At 71.7% G+C, this 19,608-nt stretch carries 14 protein-coding genes; 7 read left to right on the top strand and 7 right to left on the bottom strand.

Annotated features, from left to right (window positions below; genetic code table 11):
* Nucleotides 1-736 (top strand): phosphopantetheine-binding protein (locus ACN6LD_RS38725; protein ID WP_445045598.1); only part of this gene is annotated, 736 nt, incomplete at its 5' end.
* Nucleotides 737-958: 222 nt separating this feature from the next.
* Here the strand turns inward: ACN6LD_RS38725 and ACN6LD_RS38720 are convergent.
* The 6 genes from ACN6LD_RS38720 to ACN6LD_RS38695 all read right to left on the bottom strand — a co-directional run bounded on the left by ACN6LD_RS38720 (nucleotide 959) and on the right by ACN6LD_RS38695 (nucleotide 12,785).
* Nucleotides 959-1,525, bottom strand: a complete 567-nt coding sequence (locus tag ACN6LD_RS38720; protein ID WP_057583500.1) for a LuxR C-terminal-related transcriptional regulator — start codon at nucleotides 1,523-1,525, stop codon at nucleotides 959-961.
* A 552-nt stretch (nucleotides 1,526-2,077) separates the two neighbouring features.
* Nucleotides 2,078-4,978, bottom strand: a complete 2,901-nt coding sequence (locus tag ACN6LD_RS38715; RefSeq protein ID WP_445045597.1) for an AAA family ATPase — start codon at nucleotides 4,976-4,978, stop codon at nucleotides 2,078-2,080.
* A 733-nt stretch (nucleotides 4,979-5,711) separates the two neighbouring features.
* A complete protein-coding gene (locus tag ACN6LD_RS38710) occupies nucleotides 5,712-8,603 on the bottom strand; it encodes an ATP-binding protein (protein ID WP_445045596.1) in 2,892 nt (963 codons plus the stop codon).
* A gap of 259 nt (nucleotides 8,604-8,862) precedes the next feature.
* Entirely contained in the window at nucleotides 8,863-10,278 is a 1,416-nt protein-coding gene (locus ACN6LD_RS38705; protein ID WP_319193089.1) for an acyltransferase, read from the bottom strand.
* Nucleotides 10,278-11,498, bottom strand: a complete 1,221-nt coding sequence (locus tag ACN6LD_RS38700) for a cytochrome P450 (RefSeq protein WP_319193091.1) — start codon at nucleotides 11,496-11,498, stop codon at nucleotides 10,278-10,280. The genes ACN6LD_RS38705 and ACN6LD_RS38700 overlap by 1 nt, the downstream gene beginning before the upstream one ends.
* A gap of 63 nt (nucleotides 11,499-11,561) precedes the next feature.
* Nucleotides 11,562-12,785 (bottom strand): cytochrome P450, encoded by a 1,224-nt coding sequence (locus ACN6LD_RS38695; protein WP_319193093.1) that lies wholly within the window; start codon nucleotides 12,783-12,785, stop codon nucleotides 11,562-11,564.
* 314 nt (nucleotides 12,786-13,099) lie between these two features.
* Here ACN6LD_RS38695 and ACN6LD_RS38690 point away from each other — a divergent pair, with 314 nt between their 5' ends.
* The 4 genes from ACN6LD_RS38690 to ACN6LD_RS38675 all read left to right on the top strand — a co-directional run bounded on the left by ACN6LD_RS38690 (nucleotide 13,100) and on the right by ACN6LD_RS38675 (nucleotide 16,474).
* Nucleotides 13,100-13,309, top strand: a complete 210-nt coding sequence (locus ACN6LD_RS38690) for a ferredoxin (protein WP_319193095.1) — start codon at nucleotides 13,100-13,102, stop codon at nucleotides 13,307-13,309.
* Between the two features lie 46 nt (nucleotides 13,310-13,355).
* Nucleotides 13,356-14,603, top strand: coding sequence for an activator-dependent family glycosyltransferase (locus tag ACN6LD_RS38685; protein WP_319193096.1), 1,248 nt, complete (start codon nucleotides 13,356-13,358; stop codon nucleotides 14,601-14,603).
* Between the two features lie 81 nt (nucleotides 14,604-14,684).
* A complete protein-coding gene (gene rfbB, locus ACN6LD_RS38680; RefSeq protein WP_319193098.1) occupies nucleotides 14,685-15,689 on the top strand; it encodes a dTDP-glucose 4,6-dehydratase in 1,005 nt (334 codons plus the stop codon).
* On the top strand, nucleotides 15,683-16,474 hold the full coding sequence (locus ACN6LD_RS38675; RefSeq protein ID WP_319193100.1) for an AfsR/SARP family transcriptional regulator: 792 nt from the start codon (nucleotides 15,683-15,685) through the stop codon (nucleotides 16,472-16,474). The genes rfbB and ACN6LD_RS38675 overlap by 7 nt, the downstream gene beginning before the upstream one ends.
* 33 nt (nucleotides 16,475-16,507) lie before the next feature.
* Here the strand turns inward: ACN6LD_RS38675 and ACN6LD_RS38670 are convergent, their stop codons facing one another.
* The gene (locus ACN6LD_RS38670) at nucleotides 16,508-17,452 is read right to left on the bottom strand and encodes an NAD-dependent epimerase/dehydratase family protein (protein ID WP_319193102.1); all 945 of its coding nucleotides are present in this window, start codon (nucleotides 17,450-17,452) and stop codon (nucleotides 16,508-16,510) included.
* Between the two features lie 244 nt (nucleotides 17,453-17,696).
* Here ACN6LD_RS38670 and ACN6LD_RS38665 point away from each other — a divergent pair, with 244 nt between their 5' ends.
* Nucleotides 17,697-18,305, top strand: a complete 609-nt coding sequence (locus ACN6LD_RS38665; RefSeq protein WP_445045595.1) for a dTDP-4-dehydrorhamnose 3,5-epimerase family protein — start codon at nucleotides 17,697-17,699, stop codon at nucleotides 18,303-18,305.
* A gap of 50 nt (nucleotides 18,306-18,355) precedes the next feature.
* Nucleotides 18,356-19,579 (top strand): macrolide family glycosyltransferase, encoded by a 1,224-nt coding sequence (locus ACN6LD_RS38660; protein ID WP_319193105.1) that lies wholly within the window; start codon nucleotides 18,356-18,358, stop codon nucleotides 19,577-19,579.
* The last annotated feature ends 29 nt before the right edge of the window (nucleotides 19,580-19,608 follow it).

Here is a 19,608-nt window from a genome sequence, read left to right as displayed (position 1 = left end):
GATGGATCCGGGGCGTGCTCTGGTGGGGTTGGGGTCGGTGCTGGAGGGGGGTGGGGGTTCGGCGGTGGTGGCTGATGTGGAGTGGGACCGTTTCGTTCCGGCGTTCACCAGCCGCCGTCCCAGCCCCCTGCTCACCGCCCTCCCCCAGGCAGCCGAGATCCTGACGGCGCTCGGGGCGCCGTCCGAGCCCTCCCCTGCCGGCGCCACGCTGACGGCCTTGGCCGAGCGCGTCGCCGCCCTGCCGCCCCAAGGGCGCGCCGATGCCCTCCTCGAGCACGTACGGCGGGCTGCGGGCAAGGCCCTTGGTCACGACGACACGACGGCGATGTCCGCGGACCGGGCATTCCGTGACATGGGGTTCGACTCGCTGACCGCCGTGGAACTGCGCAACGCCCTGATCAAGGACACCGGCCTGGCGCTGCCCGCGACCCTGGTGTTCGACCATCCCACCCCGGCTGCTCTCGCACAGCACCTCGACGCCGAACTGTCCGGGGAGAACGGGACGATGGCGACCATGCTCGCGGACCTGGAAGCGGACATCGCCCGCATCATGAAGGCGGATCCCGATCAGGACGCCCGCTCGCTGCTCGGCGCACGGCTCCGGACCCTGTTGAGCGAGATCGAACTCGTCGGAGACGGCGTCCCTGACGTGCACGGCCCGTCGCTCGGCGACAGGCTGGACGGGGCCAGCGACGAGGAACTGTTCGACCTCATCAGCCGCGAGCTGGAGCAGTAGCCGCCGGTATCGGTCGCCGGAGGCCCGGTCCGCCCCGTCCTCCGGCAACAGCCCGACGCCGTAGACGTGTTGACGCCGGACATGGGTAGGCGGCCGTACCGATCGGACGGTACGGCCGCTGAGGAGAGGGGCGTGCGCACCAGGCCCCGCACGAGGCGGGCGGCTGGTGCAGCAGGCGAAGAGGACGAGCATCCGGGGACGGGAACCTCGTTGAGGGCGGAGCTACTTGATGAATTCCGGCAGGACCCGCGGGGGCCACTGGCCGACGGTCAGCATGCCCATGGAGTGGGCGCGCGCCACGAGAGCAGCCCTGTTCGGCGCCTTGAGCTTCCGCAGCATGAGGCCGACGTGATACTCGACCCCCTGCCGGCTGAGATAGAGCCGGGCGGCGAGTTGCACGGTCGAGGAGCCGCTGGCGACACCCTCGAGTACCTGTGCGTCGAGCTTGCTGAGAAGCCGTTCGCGGGGGTTGAGCACCCCTTCCTCAGGGCCTGAGGAAGGCGCCTCCTTGTCCGGTCTCACCTGGACGACGATGCCGGCCATGAGCCCCGTGGTGTTCTGTACGGCGATGCCTGTCAGCTCTCCGGAGAACGCCCGGCCCTCGTCGCCCAGACCGACCACGCGCTCGGCGAAGCGGTTGCAGCGCCCTTGGGAAAGCCGGTTGAAGTGCCGGTCGAGCACGGAGGGGGAACTGGGGTGCAGCAGCTCATACAGACTTCGTCCGCAGATGTCGGCGGAGGTACTGCCGAACTGGCGGGAGAAATCCGGCTCCGCCGCCACGATGTGCATGCCGGTGTCGATGTGCGCCGTGTAGAGGCGGCGGCTGGTCTCCGTGCGGGGGCGGTGATCGGGTTGGGCCCTGTGTGTGGTCGAAGAAGTGTGCGGGGCTGCCGCCCAGTCTCTGTCGGCCCAGGGGCCTGCTGTTCGCGTGGTCACTGCGACGCACCGTCTTTCTGCACTCATGTGGGGGATCTACTGCCAGAAGGCAGAGTGTGATCGGACGCGGTGCTGCTTGTGCAGGTGGGAGATCGAGCGGTGACCCTTCCTGCGTGCCTCTGATCAACTGTGGTCGAGCCTAGGAATATGGCATGGAGCGGGTCAAGCAAACCTTTGCGTGGCCCTAAAACACTGTGGTTCGGTGGTTCGGTCGCTCGGACACCGCAAGTCGGCTTCTGTCGACTGCCGAATGGCAACTCACGTTGTACCGGCAGGGGTTGGCTGCTCGCGGCAGCCGAACGCGACGCCGGGCGCGTGGTGTGCCGAGCGCTGCCTTCGGTTGCTCGTGGGGCGGGTCGAAGCGGTGTGCAAAGTTTGCTGTGGGATGCTCGTTCGGTGCCCGAGTCAGGGTGGCTGCTCGGCGTCCGCTGTCTTGAGTGCTTTGGCCAGCTCCGGTCGCCCGGATATGCCGAGTTTTCGATAGGAGTTCGTCAGGTGTTTCTCCACCATGCGTGACGACGTGCCCAATTGATTTGCGATCTCTGAATTGCTGAGGCCTGTCGACGCGAGACGCGCAACTCTGACTTCGGAGGGGGTCAGCCGACTGCCGTGGTTCTTGGATTTCCTGGTTCCCTCGGTCAGCTTGGTGCGAATCTTCTCCGCCAGCCAGGGGACGTCGTGCTCGTGGGACAGATCGTGCGCCCGGCCGAGGGCGGTCGATCTTCGGTTCCGCCGCGTGTCAGGATGAGTTGCCAGAGCGTACAAGCCTCGTAACAGCTCATATTCGTTGTTGCCCTTCTCCAGGACCGTGACGGCCTCCTCGAGCAGCTCGGAGCCCCTTCGTCCGGATGTGACCCGGCCGAGGACGACCAGGGAACGCCCCAGCCGGGTGGCCGACCCCCAGGCGCGGGCCCTGCTCACCTCCGACTGTGCGGCGTTCACGGCTTCTTCGTGTTCGCCCAGGCGGTGGTGCATGAGGGCGGCGCACGACAACCACGGCAGGACGGCCGGGTTCTTCCAGCCGATCTGCTCGGTGTGCCGGCCCGCGGTCCGGTAGTGGCCCAGTGCGGTGCGGGGTTCGTCACGGCGTGCGGCGAGAGTGCCTCGTGCCATGTGCAGGAGTGCTGTCAGATGCTGGTTGTCGGCGTGCAGCCGGTGCTGGGTGAGCAACTGCTCCGCCAGCTCCGGCTCGTCGGTGTGCATCGCGACGATGGAGAGGACGGCGGCGCAGGCGGTCGGCAGCCCGCCGGACTCGGGCCCCGCGAGGGCGTCGGCCTGGATGATCTTGTCCCGGGCGTAGGCCCGGTGCCCGTCGGCGAGGGCGACCAGCGCCTGCTCGCAGCGGATGACGGCCTGTTCCACATCACCGCCGCGACGGTGGGCGAGGCGGTTCGCCTCACGCAGCCAGTTGGCCGCACCCGCCGTCTGCTCCGCACCGGCGAGGATGTTCACGGCCAGCGGCGCGGTGGTGTGTACGTGCTCCGGCGTGGGCGGCTCCTGCTCCAGCACCCGGGTGCACGACTTGGCCAGCTGCTCCGCGGGAACGGCGTTGGCGACGAACGCGATGTGCATCAGCGACGTGACCAGTTCCCTTTCGCCCTTGGTGGCCACGCGGGGGGAGGGACCGAGGTCGCGCAGGCGTCGCAGCGCCCGTCGGATGTGCGTGGGATCCTGCGCCGACAGGATGTGCTCGCGTGCCTCCAGGCGCAGTACCAGCTCGCGCTCCACCCAGTCCTCGGTGACCGACTGACGCAGTTCGTCGGTGATGGCGGCTCTGATGACATTGATGCGCAGGGACGGCGGATCCATCTGGAGGGGACCCAGCCGCAGCATCGCGTCGGCCCGCTCCTGTACGCATTCGAGGAGCGGCGCGGCCTCCACGACGTGCCGCAGCGCCGCGGCCGTCGCGAAGCTGCGCTCGGCGGTGGCGAGGTCGACGAGAAGTCTCGCCCTGTGCTGTCCGGAGAGCGAGGAGTCGAGGAGTGCGCGTCGCAGATAGCGTGCCGAGTCCCGGGGCGAACCGCGGCGCAGCGCGCTGTCCGCGGCGGTGCGCAGGATCTGCACCGCTTCCGGGCCGCGCAGGGATATCACCGCCATCAACTGCTCCGCGGCGAGCTCGGCCGGATGCCCGGTACGGTGCAGCAGTTCCGCCGTCACTCCGCGCATGGCGGTGCGCTCCTCCGCGGGCATGTTCTCTTCCACCAGGTCCCGCAGGATCGTCCCCGAGGCGAGCCGGCACGCGCGCTGGTCCACGAGACCGGCCAGGCGCAGCATTTCGACGGCCTGCGCCCCTCCCCCTTCGTCGAGTTCGGCGAGGCGGGCCACGAAGTGCTCGTCCGCGGCCGCGCCGAGCAGGGTGAGCGCGTAGGCGGACCGCCGCACGTGGTCCGGCTGCGACCGCAGGTAGGCGTCGAGACGCCGGCGCAGGCGCTCGGGCCGCAGGGTCGCGGCGACGGCGGCGTCCGTCGCTGTCGGACGCAGCCTCAGATACTGGGCCTCGTCCAGCACCGCCTGCAACAGCAGGGGGTTCCCGCCGGAGCGCACCGCCACGGTTTCCACGAACGCCGCGTCCGGCGCGTCGCCGAGGGTCTTCTCCACGAGCAGGCGCACGCTCTTGAGGCCGAGTGTCGACAGCTCCAGGATCTGGTCCGCGCTCTCGTGGCGGGACCGGGGCGGGTCCCCGACGCCCTTCGGCTCCGCCGCGCACTCCCCGGGCGCGAGCAGATCGCGTACGTGCGGCCGTCTGACGCGTACGTCGCCGGGAAGAACGGAGAACACGAAGAGGACCCGTCGTCGCGCGCGTTGTGCCACCGAAAGGGAGAGGGCCTGTAAGGACCTGGTGTCCGCCCAGTGCAGGTCGTCCACCATGAGCACCGCGGGCCGTGCTTCGGAAATGGAGTCCAGCAGCGCCGCCAGCCAGCACGGCGCCTGCTGAGGGCTGAGCTCGGACCACCGGGGGGCCGCCGAGAGCGCGCCGGCCGCGGGGGCCTCGCCGGATGCGCTCGCGTGCGGGAAGGCGTTCGCCCCCCGGAGCCGGCGGGCCAGATCGTCGGGAACGGCGATCCCGCGCAACGAGTCCGTCAACTGCCCCACCACGCCGAGCCGGAACCGCTCCTCGGCAGCGGAGGCCTGCGCTCTGAGCAGCACGAAGCCGCGATCTCGACTGAGGGCGGCAAAGGACTCCAGGAACGTCGACCGGCCCACCCCCAGCGGGCCCCGTACGACGAGCAGCGAGCCCTGTCCGCCCTCCGTGGCGCACAGGGCCGCGGTGGCCCGTGCAAGGGCGGACTCACGTTCTAACAACACCGTGCTGGTACTCCCTCGTGCGCGCGGATGCTGCCTTGGGCGGCGGAATCCGGGCGGTCGCTGTGCCGTCCGGGGCCGGCGGATCGGGTGGCGACCGCCGGGCGGACGTGTCTCGGTCGGCGCGCGGGACGCGCTGTGCCGGGCCGTGGAGTGCTATCGGTGGCCCGGACCGGGAGAGCCCGTCGACTCAGGACGGCGATGCGCGGCAAAGGCGGCGGTGCGGGCCGGAGAGGCAGTGTGCGGAGAATCCATGGAGTCACCCATACAGAAGATGTGCCGAAAGTTCACTCATGGCCCTTGCGACTTTGAGCATCAGCAGATCACAGCGAGGGGGATGCCAGCAAGGGGGCGCAGAAGGCAAACGGAAGCGTCGTCCGGTGGAAGGCTCCATAAATCCCGGCCGGGCAAGGACGGGTGGCATCGCGAGCCGGTCGTTTACGGCCGTCACGGCACGGCGTGCCAGGTGAGAGGTGTGCCGGGGCGGCGCGAGATTGCAACCGCGAACATCGGAGGGCCGGCTGGGCGGGCGCGCGTGCAATGGCAGGAAATGCCTGCGGCGCCCGCCCCCCTCGCCCTGCGGGAGGGAGGCGTCGGAAGCGGACTTTCAGCACCCCATGGCGAGATGCTCCCCTGAATGAACGTCACATTGCCGTTGCGTCATGCGGAACAAAAGTCCGATGACGTCCGGCAGGGGTTCAGATTTCGTCCGGAGCCGTTCGACGAGCGGGGACCGTCACTGCCCCTGCTCGGCGTCATGGAAGCCGTGCGACTCCAGCGAGTCCCGCAGCTCTCGCCGTCCCGTCAGGCCCAGCTTGCGATAGACCGAGGTCAGGTGGACTTCCACCGTTCGACGCGTGACGAACAGCGTCTCGGCGATGTAGGCGTTCGACCTGCCGTCGGCCGCGAGGCGGGCAACCTGCGACTCGCTCTGTGTGAGCGCGCCCGGTCCTCGGGACACGGGACGCCGCGGTCGTGCGCCGGTGGCGAGCAACGCCCGGTGCGCGACCGTGTGGAGGGGCCGGGAACCGACGCCGTACGCCTCCTCCCAGCCCTGCCGCAGTACCTCGCGGGCGGCCTTCTTGTACCCGAGCCGCTGGAGCGCCTGGCCCCGGGCGACCCTGACCCGGGCGAGCCACAGGGCGGCCCGGGTGCCCATGAGGACCTGCTCGGCCTCCTCAAGGAGGGCCGACCGCTGGTCGTCGCTCATCGTCGCCGCCCACAGTTCGAGTCCGGAACCCAACGCGCACTGCAGACCCGCGGACCGGGCGTCGGCGACGGCCCGCTCCGCCAGCGCGACAGCCGAAGCGCGGTCGCCCAGGGCGAGATGGGTGCGTCCCGCCCAGTACCACCAGGAAGAGACAGCCGGACTGGTGCGCTGCCAACCCGCCTGCCGGCGTGCGCACTCCTCGAAATGGAGCAGGGCCCGCGTCGGGTCCTCCTTGGCCAGATACAGCCGGCCGCGGGCGCTCACCACCTCGTTCCACTGCCAGGAGTCGTCCTGGACGGGGTCGGGTATCTCCGCCTCCAGCCGGGCGGCCTGAGCCAGATCACCCTGGTCGAGCAGCGTGTGAAGGCGCACGGCGAGCGCCAGGGCCTCGAACGGGGTGGCCTGTGCGGCGATCATGCCCGCGAGGGCGGCTGCGCTGACGCGTGATGCCTGATCGAGGGCTCCGAGTCGCTGGTGCGCGTCCGCGCTGAGGGCGAGCAGGTTCCGATGGGTCGGGCCGAGCAGGGCGTCGGCCCCGATGACCAGCCTCTGGTAGACCACATCGGCCTCGTGCGGCAGGTCCGCGTACAGCAGTCCCGACGCGGCGGCGCCGAGGAAGACCGGGGCGTCGGCGGTCGCCGTGCTGCGGCGGACGACGGTGCGGGCGGCCGCGACGGCTTCGGCGACGCGGTCCATGCGGGACGCCGAGATGACGGCCCGGGTGGCGAGCAGAGCGCGTTGCTCGGGAGTGTCGCCGGGCAGGGAGAGGTCGAACGAGACGGTCTGGAGCAGTTCGGTGTAGGCGGCCCGGTTGGTGGAGGCCGCGACGAGCAGTTGCGCCTCCATCAGTTGCGGATCGGCCGAACCCGAAGCGGTCAAGGCCGCTTCGGAACGGCATCGGGCCAGCAGGCCCGCCGCGCGCGCCACCTGGCCTTGGAGGGTGAGCGCCTGGGCGAGCGCGACGAGGGCCTCGAGCCGCAGTTTCGGCTCGGTCGCCCCGTCCAGCGCAGACGTCAGATGACGGACGCTGGCCTCGACGTCGACCCTCATCTCCGCCATGCCGAGTTCGAAGAGCAGACTCGGGTCGCCCGCTTCCCCGGCGCCCTCGGGCACGCACGCGCGCAGCAGCTCCACCGCTCGGACCGGTGCGGCGCGCAGGACGGCCTCCCGGGCGGCGTCGCGCAGGACGGCTGCGGCCCAGGGCTGATGTGCCGTGGACGGCGCGTGGCACAGGTGCTCGGCCACGGCCGAGGGGCTCGCCCCCTCGTCGTGCAGCAACCGCGCCGCGCGACCGTGCACGGCGTCGCGCTCGTCGTGCGACATGTCGTCCAGGACGACGTCGCGCAGCAGGGCGTGGGAGAAGGACCAGCTCCCGTCGCTGTTCGACGTGACGAGCCCGCCGGAGACGAGGGCGAGCAGGGAGCGGGCGAAGACCGGACTGTCCAGCAGGGCGAGGCGGGCGCCGTTCTCCGGCGTGACCCTGCCCCCGAGCACGGCCAGGGCCCGGGCGGCCTGGACGGTGGCCGCGGGGTGCCGGTGCAGCAGCCCCGCCGCGCGCAGCGGGAACGCGTGGATGTCCTGCCCGGGCACGGAGGCGACATGGTCGGCGGTGAGCGGCAGCCGCTCCTCGCGCAGCGCTTTCAGGAGCCGTGTCGCGAGCAGGGGGTTGCCGTTGGTGGCCGCGAGACACGACTCCTGGAAGGCCGCGTCGGTCTCCGAGCCGAGCAGCCGCAGTGTCAGCAGGCCGATTCCCTCACTCGTCAGGGGGCGTGGTCGCACCAGTCGGCACAGCGGGAGGGCCGCCACGTCGTTGAGGGCCGGCTCGTCCGCGCCGCCGCGGCGGGCGAGCGCCAGCAGCACCGGCAGACCCGCCAGGCGGCGCGCCGTGTGCGCGAGGAAGCGCAGCGAGGCGGTGTCGGCCTCCTCCGCGTCGTCCACGACGATCACCAGGGGGCCCTCCGCCGCGGCGGACCGGACCACCTCGTGCAGTGCGGCGAGTGCGCCGAAGGACGGGTTCGCGCCGTCGACGTCGCAGCAGGGCAGCCCCGGCAACCGCGCGTTCGTGCCGCAGGCGTCAGGTGGATTCGTCCACGCGGACCGGGGCGTCCGGCCCACGTCCGGGTCGAGGGAGGCCAGCAGGGCGTGCGCAGTGCTCAGGGGCAGCCGCTCACCCTCCTGCCCGGCCGTGGTGCGGACCACGCGCAGATCCTCGGCCCGGGCCTCGGCGACCAGAGCGCGGAGCAGGGTCGTCTTGCCGATGCCGTCCGGGCCTTCGAGCATGACCAGAGCGGGTTCGCCGGCCGCGGTGCGCCGCGTGAGCTCGACGAGGAGGGCGAGTTCGCACTCACGCTCCACCGGCTCCGGGCCCGGCCCCCTCTGCTGCCGTTCGCGGGTAACGCTCCCGTGCACAGCGGTCATCCACCCTGTACCTCTCTCCCGGAGCGCCGGTGGCGACCGGGACCTGTGCCCACGCCCCGCAGGACCGGCCGTGAAGACCGGTACTGACACGTGGAACCCCTCCCGATGAGTCATCTTCGCGTAAACCGGGCCGGTAGAAAGCCCGGATCACGCTTTTCCCCTAGCTGCGCCTTCATCCCGTCTTACCCGTCTTGCCCGTCTGGGCCCGTTTGGGGCTTCGGCCGGACCGGGGGCCGTGACGGCGCGCGGCCGGCCGACGTCATGACCCGACGGATGTCCCGCTGCGGCTGTGCAGCCGCTCCCGCCACGGCGCGGTGTCCGCCGCAGCGGCTTCGGCCTCGGGCAGGCACAGGTACACGTCCCGTCCGGCGTCCTCCTGGGGCGTGGGCGCGATGTGCACCGTCGGCACCGGCAGGTCGGGGAACTCGTACCAGAAGGGGCGTCCGGCGCCGAGGTCGATCCGGTACAGCGGGAACTGCGACCAGTTGTTGACCGACAGGGACGTCGTCGACACGTCGGGGGCTCGTACCGACATCACGTGCCGGGACACGCCCTTGCGCCGGTAGGAGCCGAGGAAGGCTATCTCGTCGCGGATCTTGTCCTCGGTGTTGCTCTCCAGGCAGCGCCGCACGTCCCTCGCCACGGCTCCCAGCGGTGACTCGCGCAGCCGGGCGGCGCCGAGCGAGGTCCAGCTGTTGCTGACGCAGTTGCCCCAGTACGACGAGGGCAGGGCGTCGCCCAGCCGGCTCTGTGCGCCGACGATCAGCCCGAGCCACTCCACGGAGTCGGCCGGACGGCCCCGCAGTTCGCTCACCACCTGCCAAAGGTGCGCGGTGAGCGCGTCGTTCGTCGACACCCACGCGTCCGGCCCGGGCAGGGTCCGCTGGGCCTCGGCCTTGAGCGCGGCCAGTTCCGCCGCGCCGAACCGGGTCGTGACGGTCGCGAGCTTGTTGACGCCCACCCGCAGCGTGGTCGTCAGGTGCCGGAACCGGCCCACGCCCACGAACGCCCGCGCCTGAAGGGCGGCGGAGTCCGTGGCCGGCCGGCCGAGCCCGTCCAGCGCCGCGCGGTCGTGACTGGGTTCCTCCCACGGCATCCCGAGGTGCTCGCGCGACCAGCTCTCCAGGAAGGCGAGGGTGCTGCCGCCGTCCGCGAGGCTGTGGTTGACGAGCACGCCGAGAACGGACCCCCCGCCCTCCATCCGGGTCAGTCGTATCTTCAGCAGCGGAGTGTCCCGGCCCACCACGCCGAAGGCGCTCACTTCGCGCAGCAACTTCCCGATGACCGGCTCGGCGCGCAGACCGTGGCCGTACTCGCGCATCGGGTCGGGGCAGAACGCCTCGGTGAACCGCACGCCCGCGTCGTTGCAGAGCACGCTCAGCCCGCCGTCCGCGTCCCTCTCCAGACGCCCCGCCAGCAGGGGGTAGCGGCGCAGCGTGCGCGCCAGCGAGTCGCGCAGCGCCGCGCCGTCGAGGGTGTCGCGGTAGAAGAACGTCAGCGGCGTGTACCACGGGCCGGTCAGCAGGTCGTATCCGGTCAGCCGGATCCGTGCGCCGTCGGCCGCACCGGCCCGCACGGTGTGCACCCGCTCCACACGGCTGTCGACGGTGGTGCGGAACGCGGGCAGGCCCTTCCTCGTCGCGCGGTGCGCGGAGTTCTTCCGTGCCACGGCCATCAGCTCCAGGACACCAGCAGTCGGTCCACGCCGTAGTGCACGGCCCGGTCGCGCAGCGGCACCTCCCCGGCCGGCGCCGCAAGCCGCAGCGAGGGGAAACGCGCGAACAGCGCGCGCAGTCCGATGCGCAGGCTGGCCCGTGCCAGGTGCTGACCCAGGCACTGGTGTGCGCCGAAGCCCAGCGCGAGGTGTCTGCGGGGGACACGGGTGACGTCGAGCCGGTCGGGGTCGGTGAAGACCTCGGGGTCGCGGTTGGCGGCGGGCAGCGCCAGGACCACCGTCTGCCCCGCCTTGATCACGGTGTCGCCGATCTCCACGTCCTCCAGCGCACACCGGCTGGAACCCATCTGGGAGATCGTCAGATACCGCAGCAGCTCGTCCACCGCGCCGGCCTCGTACAGCTCCGGCCGTTCCCGCAGCAGGGCCAGCTGGTCCGGGTTCTCCAGCAGGGCGAAGACACTGAGGGCCAGCATGTTCGGCGTGGTGTCGAGCGAGCCGCCCAGGGTGAGGACGGCGAGGTTGACCAGTTCGTCCTCGGTCAGCTCGCCGGTCGCCGCAAGCCGGCCGAAGAAGTCCTCGCCCCGCTCCGCCGTCCGCTCCCGCACCATCGGGCGGATGAGCCCGTCCATCGACTCCACGTGGTGGATGAACTCCTCCAGCGTGTACGTGAGGGTCATCAGTGCCGAGAAGTGCTCCTGGATGCCGTCCATCAGCTCCGGCGAGACGTCCATCAACGAGCACACCGAGCGCAGGCTGACCTTCTCCGCGAAGCCGGTGACCAGGTCGACGGGGGAGCCTTCGGCGGCCATCTCCGCCAGCGCCCCGTCCACGATGCGCGTCAGTTGCGGCTCGTACTGCTGGATGCGCCGCAGCGTGAAGTGACCCGCCAGCAGCCGCCGGTACTTGGTGTGGTCGGGGGCGTCCATCTTCGCGAACGAGCCGGGCGGGGAGGGCTGCGGCGCGTACTCGGTCATCGGGAACGGCGGCGCGACCACATGCGCCAGCAACTCGTTGCGGTGGCTGAAGCGATCGTCGGCGAGGATCTGCCGGACCAGGTCGTGCCGGGTCACGAGCCAGCCCGAGGTGTCCTTCGGCGCCACCTCGAAGGTGACCGGGCTGACCGGCTGCTCGGCGCGCAGCCGTGCGTACTCGGCGGGCGGGTCGAACGGGCACCTGCCCCGTTCCGAGGGGATCACGGGCGGGTCGGGCCTGGTCTTCATGGGGTCGCTCCGTCGTGAGAGAGGCCGGGACTGGGGGCGTGAGGAGGGACGTGGGCCGCCGCCTCAGGCGTGGAGCACACGCAGGGGCAGATGCCGGGCGCCGAAGACGTTGGTCCCGTGCCAGCTGAGCCGCACCGCGGGATCGACGCCGATGCGGGCGTATCTGTCCAGCAGGGCGTCGAGGGCGATCCGGCCCTCGAGCCGGGCCAGCGGCGCCCCGATGCAGTAGTGGATGCCGTGTCCGAACGCGGCCTGCCGGGCGTTGGAACGGTCAGGGCGGAACGCGTCCGCGTCCTCGAAGACCCGTTCGTCGCGGTTGGCGGACAGCAGCCACAGATGGACGAGGGTGTCGGGTCCGACATCCGTCCCCGCGACGGTGGCCGCGGTCGTGGTGACCCGCTCGATCCGGGTGAACGGCGGGCGCAGCCGCAGCGTTTCCTCGATCACCGCCGGTACCAGCGAACGGTCCGCGCGCACCCGTTCCAGCAGCTCCGGATCGCGGTCCAGGCACAGCAGCGCGTTGCCGACGAGGACCGACGTGGTGATGTGCCCGGCGAGCAGCAGCAGCGTCGCGAAACTCGCGATGTCCTCGTCCTCCAGCCGCTCGCCGTCGAGTTCGGCCCCGACCAGGGTGCTCAGCAGATCGCCGCTCGGCTTCTTGCGCCGGGCCTCGATGAAGCCCTGGAGATAGGCGGAGATGGTGACCGCCGTCTCCTCCATCCGGCGCACGCTCTCGGGATCGTCCGGGTCGGTGGACAGCAGTTGGTCCGCCCAGCCCTGGAACCTGTCGCGCTCCTCGGTCGGGACGCCCAGCATGCGCGCGATGACCGTCACCGGCAGCGGGTTGGCCAGGACGTCGACGAGATCGAAGGCGTCCACGGGGGCGGCGTCCAGCAGTTGCCCGGTCAGTTCGGTGATCCACGGCTCGAGACCGGTGATCAGGGCCGGGGTGAACGCCCGGCTGACCAGACGGCGCATCTTGCCGTGCAGCGGCGGGTCCAGGAGCAGCAGCGTGCCCCGCGGAGCCTGCTTCTCTCCGCCCGACAGCCGGCCCACCGTGTCCGAGGAGAACGTCGCCGTGTCGGCGAGGATCCGCTGCACGTCCGCGTGGCGGAACACATGCACATTGCCGCTGCCGTCCCGCCAGACCGGCTGCTCCTCGCGCATCCGCGCCGCCCAGGCCAGCAACGCGACGCCGCCGTCGGGTTCGACGGCCGGCGGGCGTTCGAGCCGGAACCCGCCCCCGGGTGTCGAATCGAGCACGTCCGAGGTGCCTTGCTGCGCCACCCGGATTCCCCTTTCGCAGATGTCGTCCGACGGTCGCGCGGGCCTCGTACGCTCGTCGGCGCCGCTGTCCGATCGCCCGGCCACTCCAGCACGGCGGCGCAGTGCCGGGCCAGAGCGGGCCGCGCAGTCTAGGGATTCACCGCGTACCGGCCGTCACCGACATGTGCCTCCCGGCTCCCCCCGTCCTTGGCCGGGGCCGAATCTCTGGAGGAAATCCCAGACAGCGGTCCGCGTCCGGTCGATCCCCCGCACCACGCCGCAAGATGGGCTCGCCCAGGCAACCCATCGGATCGGCGAGCGCGCAGGAGGCCCGCATGGACATCGCGATCGATCACGGCAAGTGCATCGGCGCCGGCCAGTGCGCGTTCATCGCCCCCGAGGTCTTCGACCAGGACGACGACGGATCGGCCCTGCTGCTGGTCGACCGTCCTGCGGCCGCACAGCTCCCCGCCGTGCGGGAGGCCGCCGAGTCCTGCCCGATGAGCGCCATCTCAGTGGCGGACGACCGGGAGCGAACGGCCTGAGCGCCGCCCCGGGCCACCCGCACGGAACCGATGAGGAGAGGAACCCATGCGCGTCCTGTTCGCCGGCCTGCCGGAGAAGTCGCACGTCTTCACGATGGTGCCGCTGGCCTGGGCCCTGACGGCCGCTGGGCACGAGGTGCTGATGGCCAACGCGCCGTCGCTGAACGAGACGGTCACCGGCACCGGACTGGTGGCCGCACCGATCGGCACGGACCACCACCTCCACCACGACATGGCCATGGCCCGTGAGTCGCAGGACGCGGACGTGGCGAACTGGAGCCGCCTCGGATACGGCGACGTCGACCACGCGAGCCTGGTCGAGCGGTACGCGGTCAGCGTCCCGTACGGGTTCGCCCGCTACAACGATCCGATCCTCGACGACCTCGTCGCACTCGCGCGGGACTGGCGGCCCGATCTCGTGGTGCACGACCCGATCGCCTACGCGGGCGGCATCGCCGCGCGCGCCTGCGGCGCAGCGCACGCGCGCCTGCTGTGGTCCGCGGACGTCTACGGCCAGGCCCGCGCCACGTTCGTCGAGCTGGCCCGGGACGTGTCCGAGGACCGGCGCGTCGACCCGCTGGCCGACTGGATCGACGAACGCGGACGCGCCTACGGGGTGCGGTGCGACGAAGAGCTGCTCAACGGGCGGTTCACCATCGACACCTTGCCGCCGAGCCTGCGCCCGCCGAGCGAACTGCACCAGGTCTCGATGCGGTACATCCCTCACAACGGCCCCGCGGTGCAGTGGGAATGGCTGCGCGAGGAGCCCAAACGGCCCCGCGTCTGCGTCACTCTGGGACGCACCAACACCGAGGCCTACGGCGGAGACTACGTCGACGTCGCGAACCTGCTGCGCGCCCTGTCGCGGCTGGACGCCGACATCGTCGCGGCACTCGTGCCCGAACAGGCCGAGCAACTGGACGACCTGCCCGCCAACGTCCTGGCCGTCAGCGAAGTGGCGCTCAGCACGCTGCTGCCGACGTGCTCCGCCGTGGTCCACCACGGCGGCTGGGGCTCGTTCTCCACCGCCCTCGTCAACGCAGTGCCGCAGCTCGCGATGTCCACCCTCGTCGCCGACCAGGAACTGCGCGGGCGGTCCCTGGAGGACGCCGGCGCCGGATTCTTCCTGCACCACACCGACGCCGACCCCGACCGGGTCACGGACCTCACCGGACGACTCCTGGAGGACCCTTCCCACGCCGCCGCCGCCCGCCGGCTGCGCGACGAGTCCGCAGCCATGCCCACCCCGCACGCCATCGTCCCGGAACTCGAACGTCTCGCCGCGGCCCGCTGAAAGGTCCGCGCGAGCGCACGCACACCCACGAGGAAGGAGGACGGCGCCCGCCCGGCACTCCCGGTGACGCGCCGCACCCAGATGAGTCAGACACGCATCCTGGTGACCGGCGGTGCCGGCTTCATCGGTTCCCACTACGTCCGGACCCTGCTCGGCCCCCTCGGCCCCGACGACGTCTCCGTCACCGTCCTCGACGCCTTCACCTACGCGGCCAACCTGGCCAACCTCGATCCGGTGGCGGACTCCGACCGCTACCGGCTCGTCGTCGGCGACGTCTGCGACGAAGGCCTGGCAGACCGGCTGATGGCCGAGCACGACCAGGTGGTGCACTTCGCCGCCGAATCCCACGTCGACCGCTCCCTGGCCAGCGCCACCGAGTTCGTGCGCTCCAACGTCCTGGGCACCCAGACCCTGCTGGACGCCGCCCTGCGGCACGGCGTCGGCCGGTTCGTGCACATCTCCACCGACGAGGTCTACGGATCCATCGCCGCGGGCTCCTGCTCCGAGGAGCAGCCGCTGCACCCCAACTCGCCGTACGCCGCCTCCAAGGCGTCCAGCGACCTGATCGCCCTCGCCTACCACCGTTCCCACGGCCTGGACGTGCGGGTGACCCGGTGCTCGAACAACTACGGACACCACCAGTTCCCCGAGAAGATCATCCCCCTGTTCGTCACCCGCCTGCTCGCGGGGAAGACGGTCCCGCTCTACGGCGACGGCCTGAACGTGCGCGACTGGCTGCACGTCGACGACCACATCCGTGCCGTCGAGCTGGTCCGCACCCAGGGCCGGGCCGGTGAGGTCTACAACATCGGCGGCGGCACCGAACTCGACAACCGCGGTCTGACCGGACTCCTCCTCGAAGCCTGCGGTGCGGACTGGGACAGCGTGGAGTACGTCACCGACCGCAAGGGCCACGACCGCCGCTACTCCGTGGACTGGCGCAAGGCCCATGTCGAGCTCGGCTACAAGCCGCAGACGGACTTCGCCGAGGGCCTCGCGGAAACCGTCGCCTGGTACCGGGACAACCCCGGGGTCTGGGGCCGGGCCGTCCGCCCCGACCCGGCGACGGGGGCCGAGGCGTGCTGACCTGGCGCACCCTCGGTCCGCTGCGGGTCTCGGCCGACGGCCGGGACGTCACGCCGACGGCGCCGAAGGTCCGCCAGGTGCTGGCCCTGCTGCTCGCCCGGCACGACACGGTCGTCCCGCTGACCGCGCTGACGTCCGAGCTGTGGGCGGGGCGCCCGCCGCGCAGCGCCACCGCCACCGTGCAGACATACGCCTATCAGTTGCGCAAGGCGCTGCACGGCGGCGAGGATCCCGGGCCGGTCGAGAGCGGCCCGCTCGTCACCCACGCCCACGGATACCTGTTGCAGGTCCGACCCGGCGCCTGTGACGCGGAGACGTTCGCACAGCTCACCGGCCGGGCCCGGACGGCACTCGCCGACGGCGACCCGGCCGGCGCCGTCGTGCTGCTCGACCAGGCCCTGCTGCTGTGGGACGGGCCGCCGTTCGCGGACGTCGCGCCAGGACCGGCGCTGCACGGGCACACCCTGCGCCTGAACGAACTCCACCTCCAGGCCGAGGAGCTGCGCATCACCGCCGGCCTGCACCTGGGCCGACACCGCGACCTCGTCGGCGAGTTGAAGGAACTCGCCTGCGCGCACCCGCTGCACGAGTGGTTCCAGGGCTCACTCATCATCGCCCTGCAACGGTGCGGCAGGCGGAGCGAGGCGCTCGACGTCTACCGGCGGCTGAGCACGCAACTGCGGGACGAGCTCGGACTGGACCCCTCACCGGGCCTGCAGCGCCTGCGTCAGCATGTGCTGACCGATCGGGTCAGCACGGCCGATCTGGACCTGCTGCCCGGCTGACGTCGGCGCTGCCGTCGGCGCCCGGCCCGTTCCTCAACGGTCGACCGCCGCGTCCTGCTGCTCCGCCGCGGCACGCCACAGGTCCTGCACCATGTCGCGGGGCGTGCGGTGCGGCTGCCATCCGAGGACGGTGCGCGCGGTCGACACCTCCACGGCCATCCAGTCGGCGTCCTTCAGCGATCGCGACTGCGTGACGGGGCGCTCCACCAGGCGGGCCGGGCGGCCGCTGATGGAGATCAGCAGGTCCACCATGTCCCGGACGGGCTGCGAGGCGCCGCTCGCGACATTCACCACGCGCCCAGCGGCGCCGGGGGAGCGCAGCGCCGCGACGACGGCCCGGGACACGTCCTGCGCGTCGACGAAGTCACGGCTGCTGCGCAGCGGCGACACCCGCACCTCGGCCGTACGTCCCTCGGCTGTTCCCTCGAGCAGTTGCGTGGCCACCTGCCCGAGCAGACTCCCCCGCGGAGTGCCGGCGCCGATGACGTTCGACAGCCGCAGCACCACCGCGTCCGCCGCGCCGGCCCCGACGGCCCGCAGCACCGCACGCGTGCCGTGCAGCTTCGACTGCCCGTAGCCGGTGGCCGGTACCTCCGGGGAGGACTCCGTGAGCCACACCCCTCGGGGCTGCGGGCTGTACTCGTGCACCGAGCCCAGCTGCACCAGCCGCGGCCGGGGGCCGGCGGCGGCCAGCGCCGCGAGGAGCCGCTCCACGAGCAGCTCGTTGCTGTGGCGCATCCGGTCGGCGGTGGGCGACCACACCTCTCCGGCGGCGTTCACCACGGCCTCGGGGTGCGCCTCGTCGATCAGCTCGACCAGTGCCCGGGGCTCGGCGTCGGCCAGATCCATGGGATGGAAGCGCCAGGACGCCGGAGTCTTGCGGGGGTGACGGGCGACGGCGAGAACCTCGTAGCCGGCCCGCTCCAGAGCGGTTCCCACATGACGGCCCACGAAGCCCGTGGCCCCGAGAAGCAGCACGCGGCCCGACCTCCCGTCCGCACCGCCTGGCCGCCCCAGCGCACCGACCTCCGGCATTGCCGTCTCTCCTCCCGGGCCCGCGCGCTGCACGCCCGGTCACCGTCGCTGCCCCGCTCGGACGCGGGTCTGACGACACCACTCAAGCAGCCGTTGATCGAGGATCACTCCAGGCTGCGTCGACCTGAGCCGTTCGTGGCCGGCCCTCGATCGGTCCTCGATCCCGACGTCCTACGGTGTAGCCACCATGAAGGTTCGAGAGATGGCTGTGCCGGACGCCTACCACATCACGCCACATCAGTTCCGTGACGAACGCGGCAGCTTCTACGAGTCGTTCCGGAGTGACCGGCTGGCCGACGAGATCGGCCGTCCGGTGCCCGTGGCTCAGGTGAACTACTCCGTGTCGCGCCGCAGCACCCTGCGCGGACTGCACGGCACGCTGCTGTCGCCGGGGCAGGCCAAGGTGGTGTGCGTGGTGCGCGGCACCGTCCTCGACATCGTCGTGGATCTGCGGGTCGGCTCCCCCACGTGGGGGGTGCACGAGGCGAACTGGCTGTCCGCCGAGTCGGGCGAGACGCTCTTCGTCGCCGAGGGGCTGATGCACGGGTTCCTCGCCCTCACCGACGACACCTGTGTGTCCTATCTGTGTTCCACCGAGTTCGTGCCCGGAACGCAGGTGGACGTCGACCCCTTCGACCCCGATCTCGCCCTGCCCTGGAGCCTGTCGGAGACACCCCTGATGTCCGTGAAGGACTCGGCGGCGATCTCCGTGGCCGAGGCCCGGGACACCGGACTCCTGGCCCGTTACGAGGACTGCCTGGCGTACTACGAGGCGCTCCGGGCGGACGCCCGCTGAACCACCCCTCGGCCCTTCCCCGGGCCGTCAGACACCCTTTCGGAGAGCCGATGACGCCCGGCGCCCCCACGCCCGCCCGCCACTACGCCCTGCTGCTGTTCGCCGACTTCGGCCACATCGCCCCCACACTGGGAGTGGCCCGTGAACTCCTCGCCCGCGGCCACCGCGTCACCTATGTCGTCGACGAGCGGTTCGGACCCCTCGTGGAGGACTGCGGCGCCCGCGCCGTCACCTACGTCTCCGCGCGCGGAGACTTCTACCGTGCCGCCGACCCCAGCCCGGACCGGCTCGCCCGTGACGGCTACGACCTGCTCGTCGACACCGTGCGCACCGTCTTCCCCGCCGCACTGGAGGCCCTCGCGGCCGATCCGCCCGACGTGGTGCTCTACGACTTCGAGACCGTCGCCGCCGGCCGGGTGGCCGCGCGTGTCCTCGGGGCCGTGCCGGTCCAGGTCTGCCCCAGTCACGCCGCCAACGAGACCTTCTCCCTGCGCGCCCAGATGTGGGACCCCGGGCATCCGCTGATGGCCGAGGGTGCCAGGGTGCTGATCGGCTTCATGGGCGAACACGGCATCGGACTGGACGAGATGGGCCGGTACGGCACCGAGTGGGACGCCCGCAACCTGGTCTTCCTGCCGCGCGCCTTCCAGATCGAGGGGGACACCTTCGACGACCGGTTCGCCTTCGTGGGCCCCGTCTTCGCCGCACCCGAACCCGGCCGCTGGTCGCCGCCGGACGACGGGCGCCGCGTCGCTCTGGTGTCGCTGGGCACGGAGTCGGGGGACCGGGGCGACTTCTTCCGTCTGTGCGCCGAGGCGTTCTCGCCGGCCGAGTGGCATGTCGTCATGACGCTCGGCCGCGACAGCGACCCCGCGCTCCTCGGGTCGCTGCCGGCGCATGTCGAGGCGCACCCCTGGCTGCCGCACCCCGCCGTGCTGCCGCACGCCGACGTGTTCGTGTGCCACGCGGGCATGGGCAGCCTCATGGAGTCCCTGTCCTACGGCACGCCCGTGGTGGCCCTTCCCCGCGCCCATGAACTGGCGCTGAGCGCGCAGCGGCTGGAGGAGCTGGGGGTCGGGCGAGCCCTGGTCCGGGCCGGTCTGACCGCGGGGCGTCTCGCCGGCACGGTGGAGGAGCTGCTCGCCGACCCCGGCGGACCCGCGGCCCTCGCCTCCATGCGGGACGCCGTCCGCACGGCGGGCGGCGCAGCCCGCGCCGCCGACCTGCTGCAGACGTGGGCGGCGCGGGTTCCCGCGACGCCCGCGCTCGGCTGAACGTCCGTCGGCACGCGAAACGGGGTGGG

Source organism: Streptomyces sp. SAS_272, assembly GCF_052543235.1.
This window is presented reverse-complemented; position numbering and strand designations above follow the sequence as displayed.

What these genes read in the sequence shown, in the direction of transcription:
- ACN6LD_RS38720 (WP_057583500.1), bottom strand. Translation starts at nt 1,525, where the DNA reads ATGCACATCGTGGCGGCGGAGCCGGATTTCTCCCGCCAGTTCGGCAGT.
- ACN6LD_RS38710 (WP_445045596.1), bottom strand. Translation starts at nt 8,603, where the DNA reads ATGACCGCTGTGCACGGGAGCGTTACCCGCGAACGGCAGCAGAGGGGG.
- ACN6LD_RS38705 (WP_319193089.1), bottom strand. Translation starts at nt 10,278, where the DNA reads ATGGCCGTGGCACGGAAGAACTCCGCGCACCGCGCGACGAGGAAGGGC.
- ACN6LD_RS38700 (WP_319193091.1), bottom strand. Translation starts at nt 11,498, where the DNA reads ATGAAGACCAGGCCCGACCCGCCCGTGATCCCCTCGGAACGGGGCAGG.
- ACN6LD_RS38690 (WP_319193095.1), top strand. Translation starts at nt 13,100, where the DNA reads ATGGACATCGCGATCGATCACGGCAAGTGCATCGGCGCCGGCCAGTGC.
- ACN6LD_RS38685 (WP_319193096.1), top strand. Translation starts at nt 13,356, where the DNA reads ATGCGCGTCCTGTTCGCCGGCCTGCCGGAGAAGTCGCACGTCTTCACG.
- rfbB (WP_319193098.1), top strand. Translation starts at nt 14,685, where the DNA reads ATGAGTCAGACACGCATCCTGGTGACCGGCGGTGCCGGCTTCATCGGT.
- ACN6LD_RS38665 (WP_445045595.1), top strand. Translation starts at nt 17,697, where the DNA reads ATGAAGGTTCGAGAGATGGCTGTGCCGGACGCCTACCACATCACGCCA.
- ACN6LD_RS38660 (WP_319193105.1), top strand. Translation starts at nt 18,356, where the DNA reads ATGACGCCCGGCGCCCCCACGCCCGCCCGCCACTACGCCCTGCTGCTG.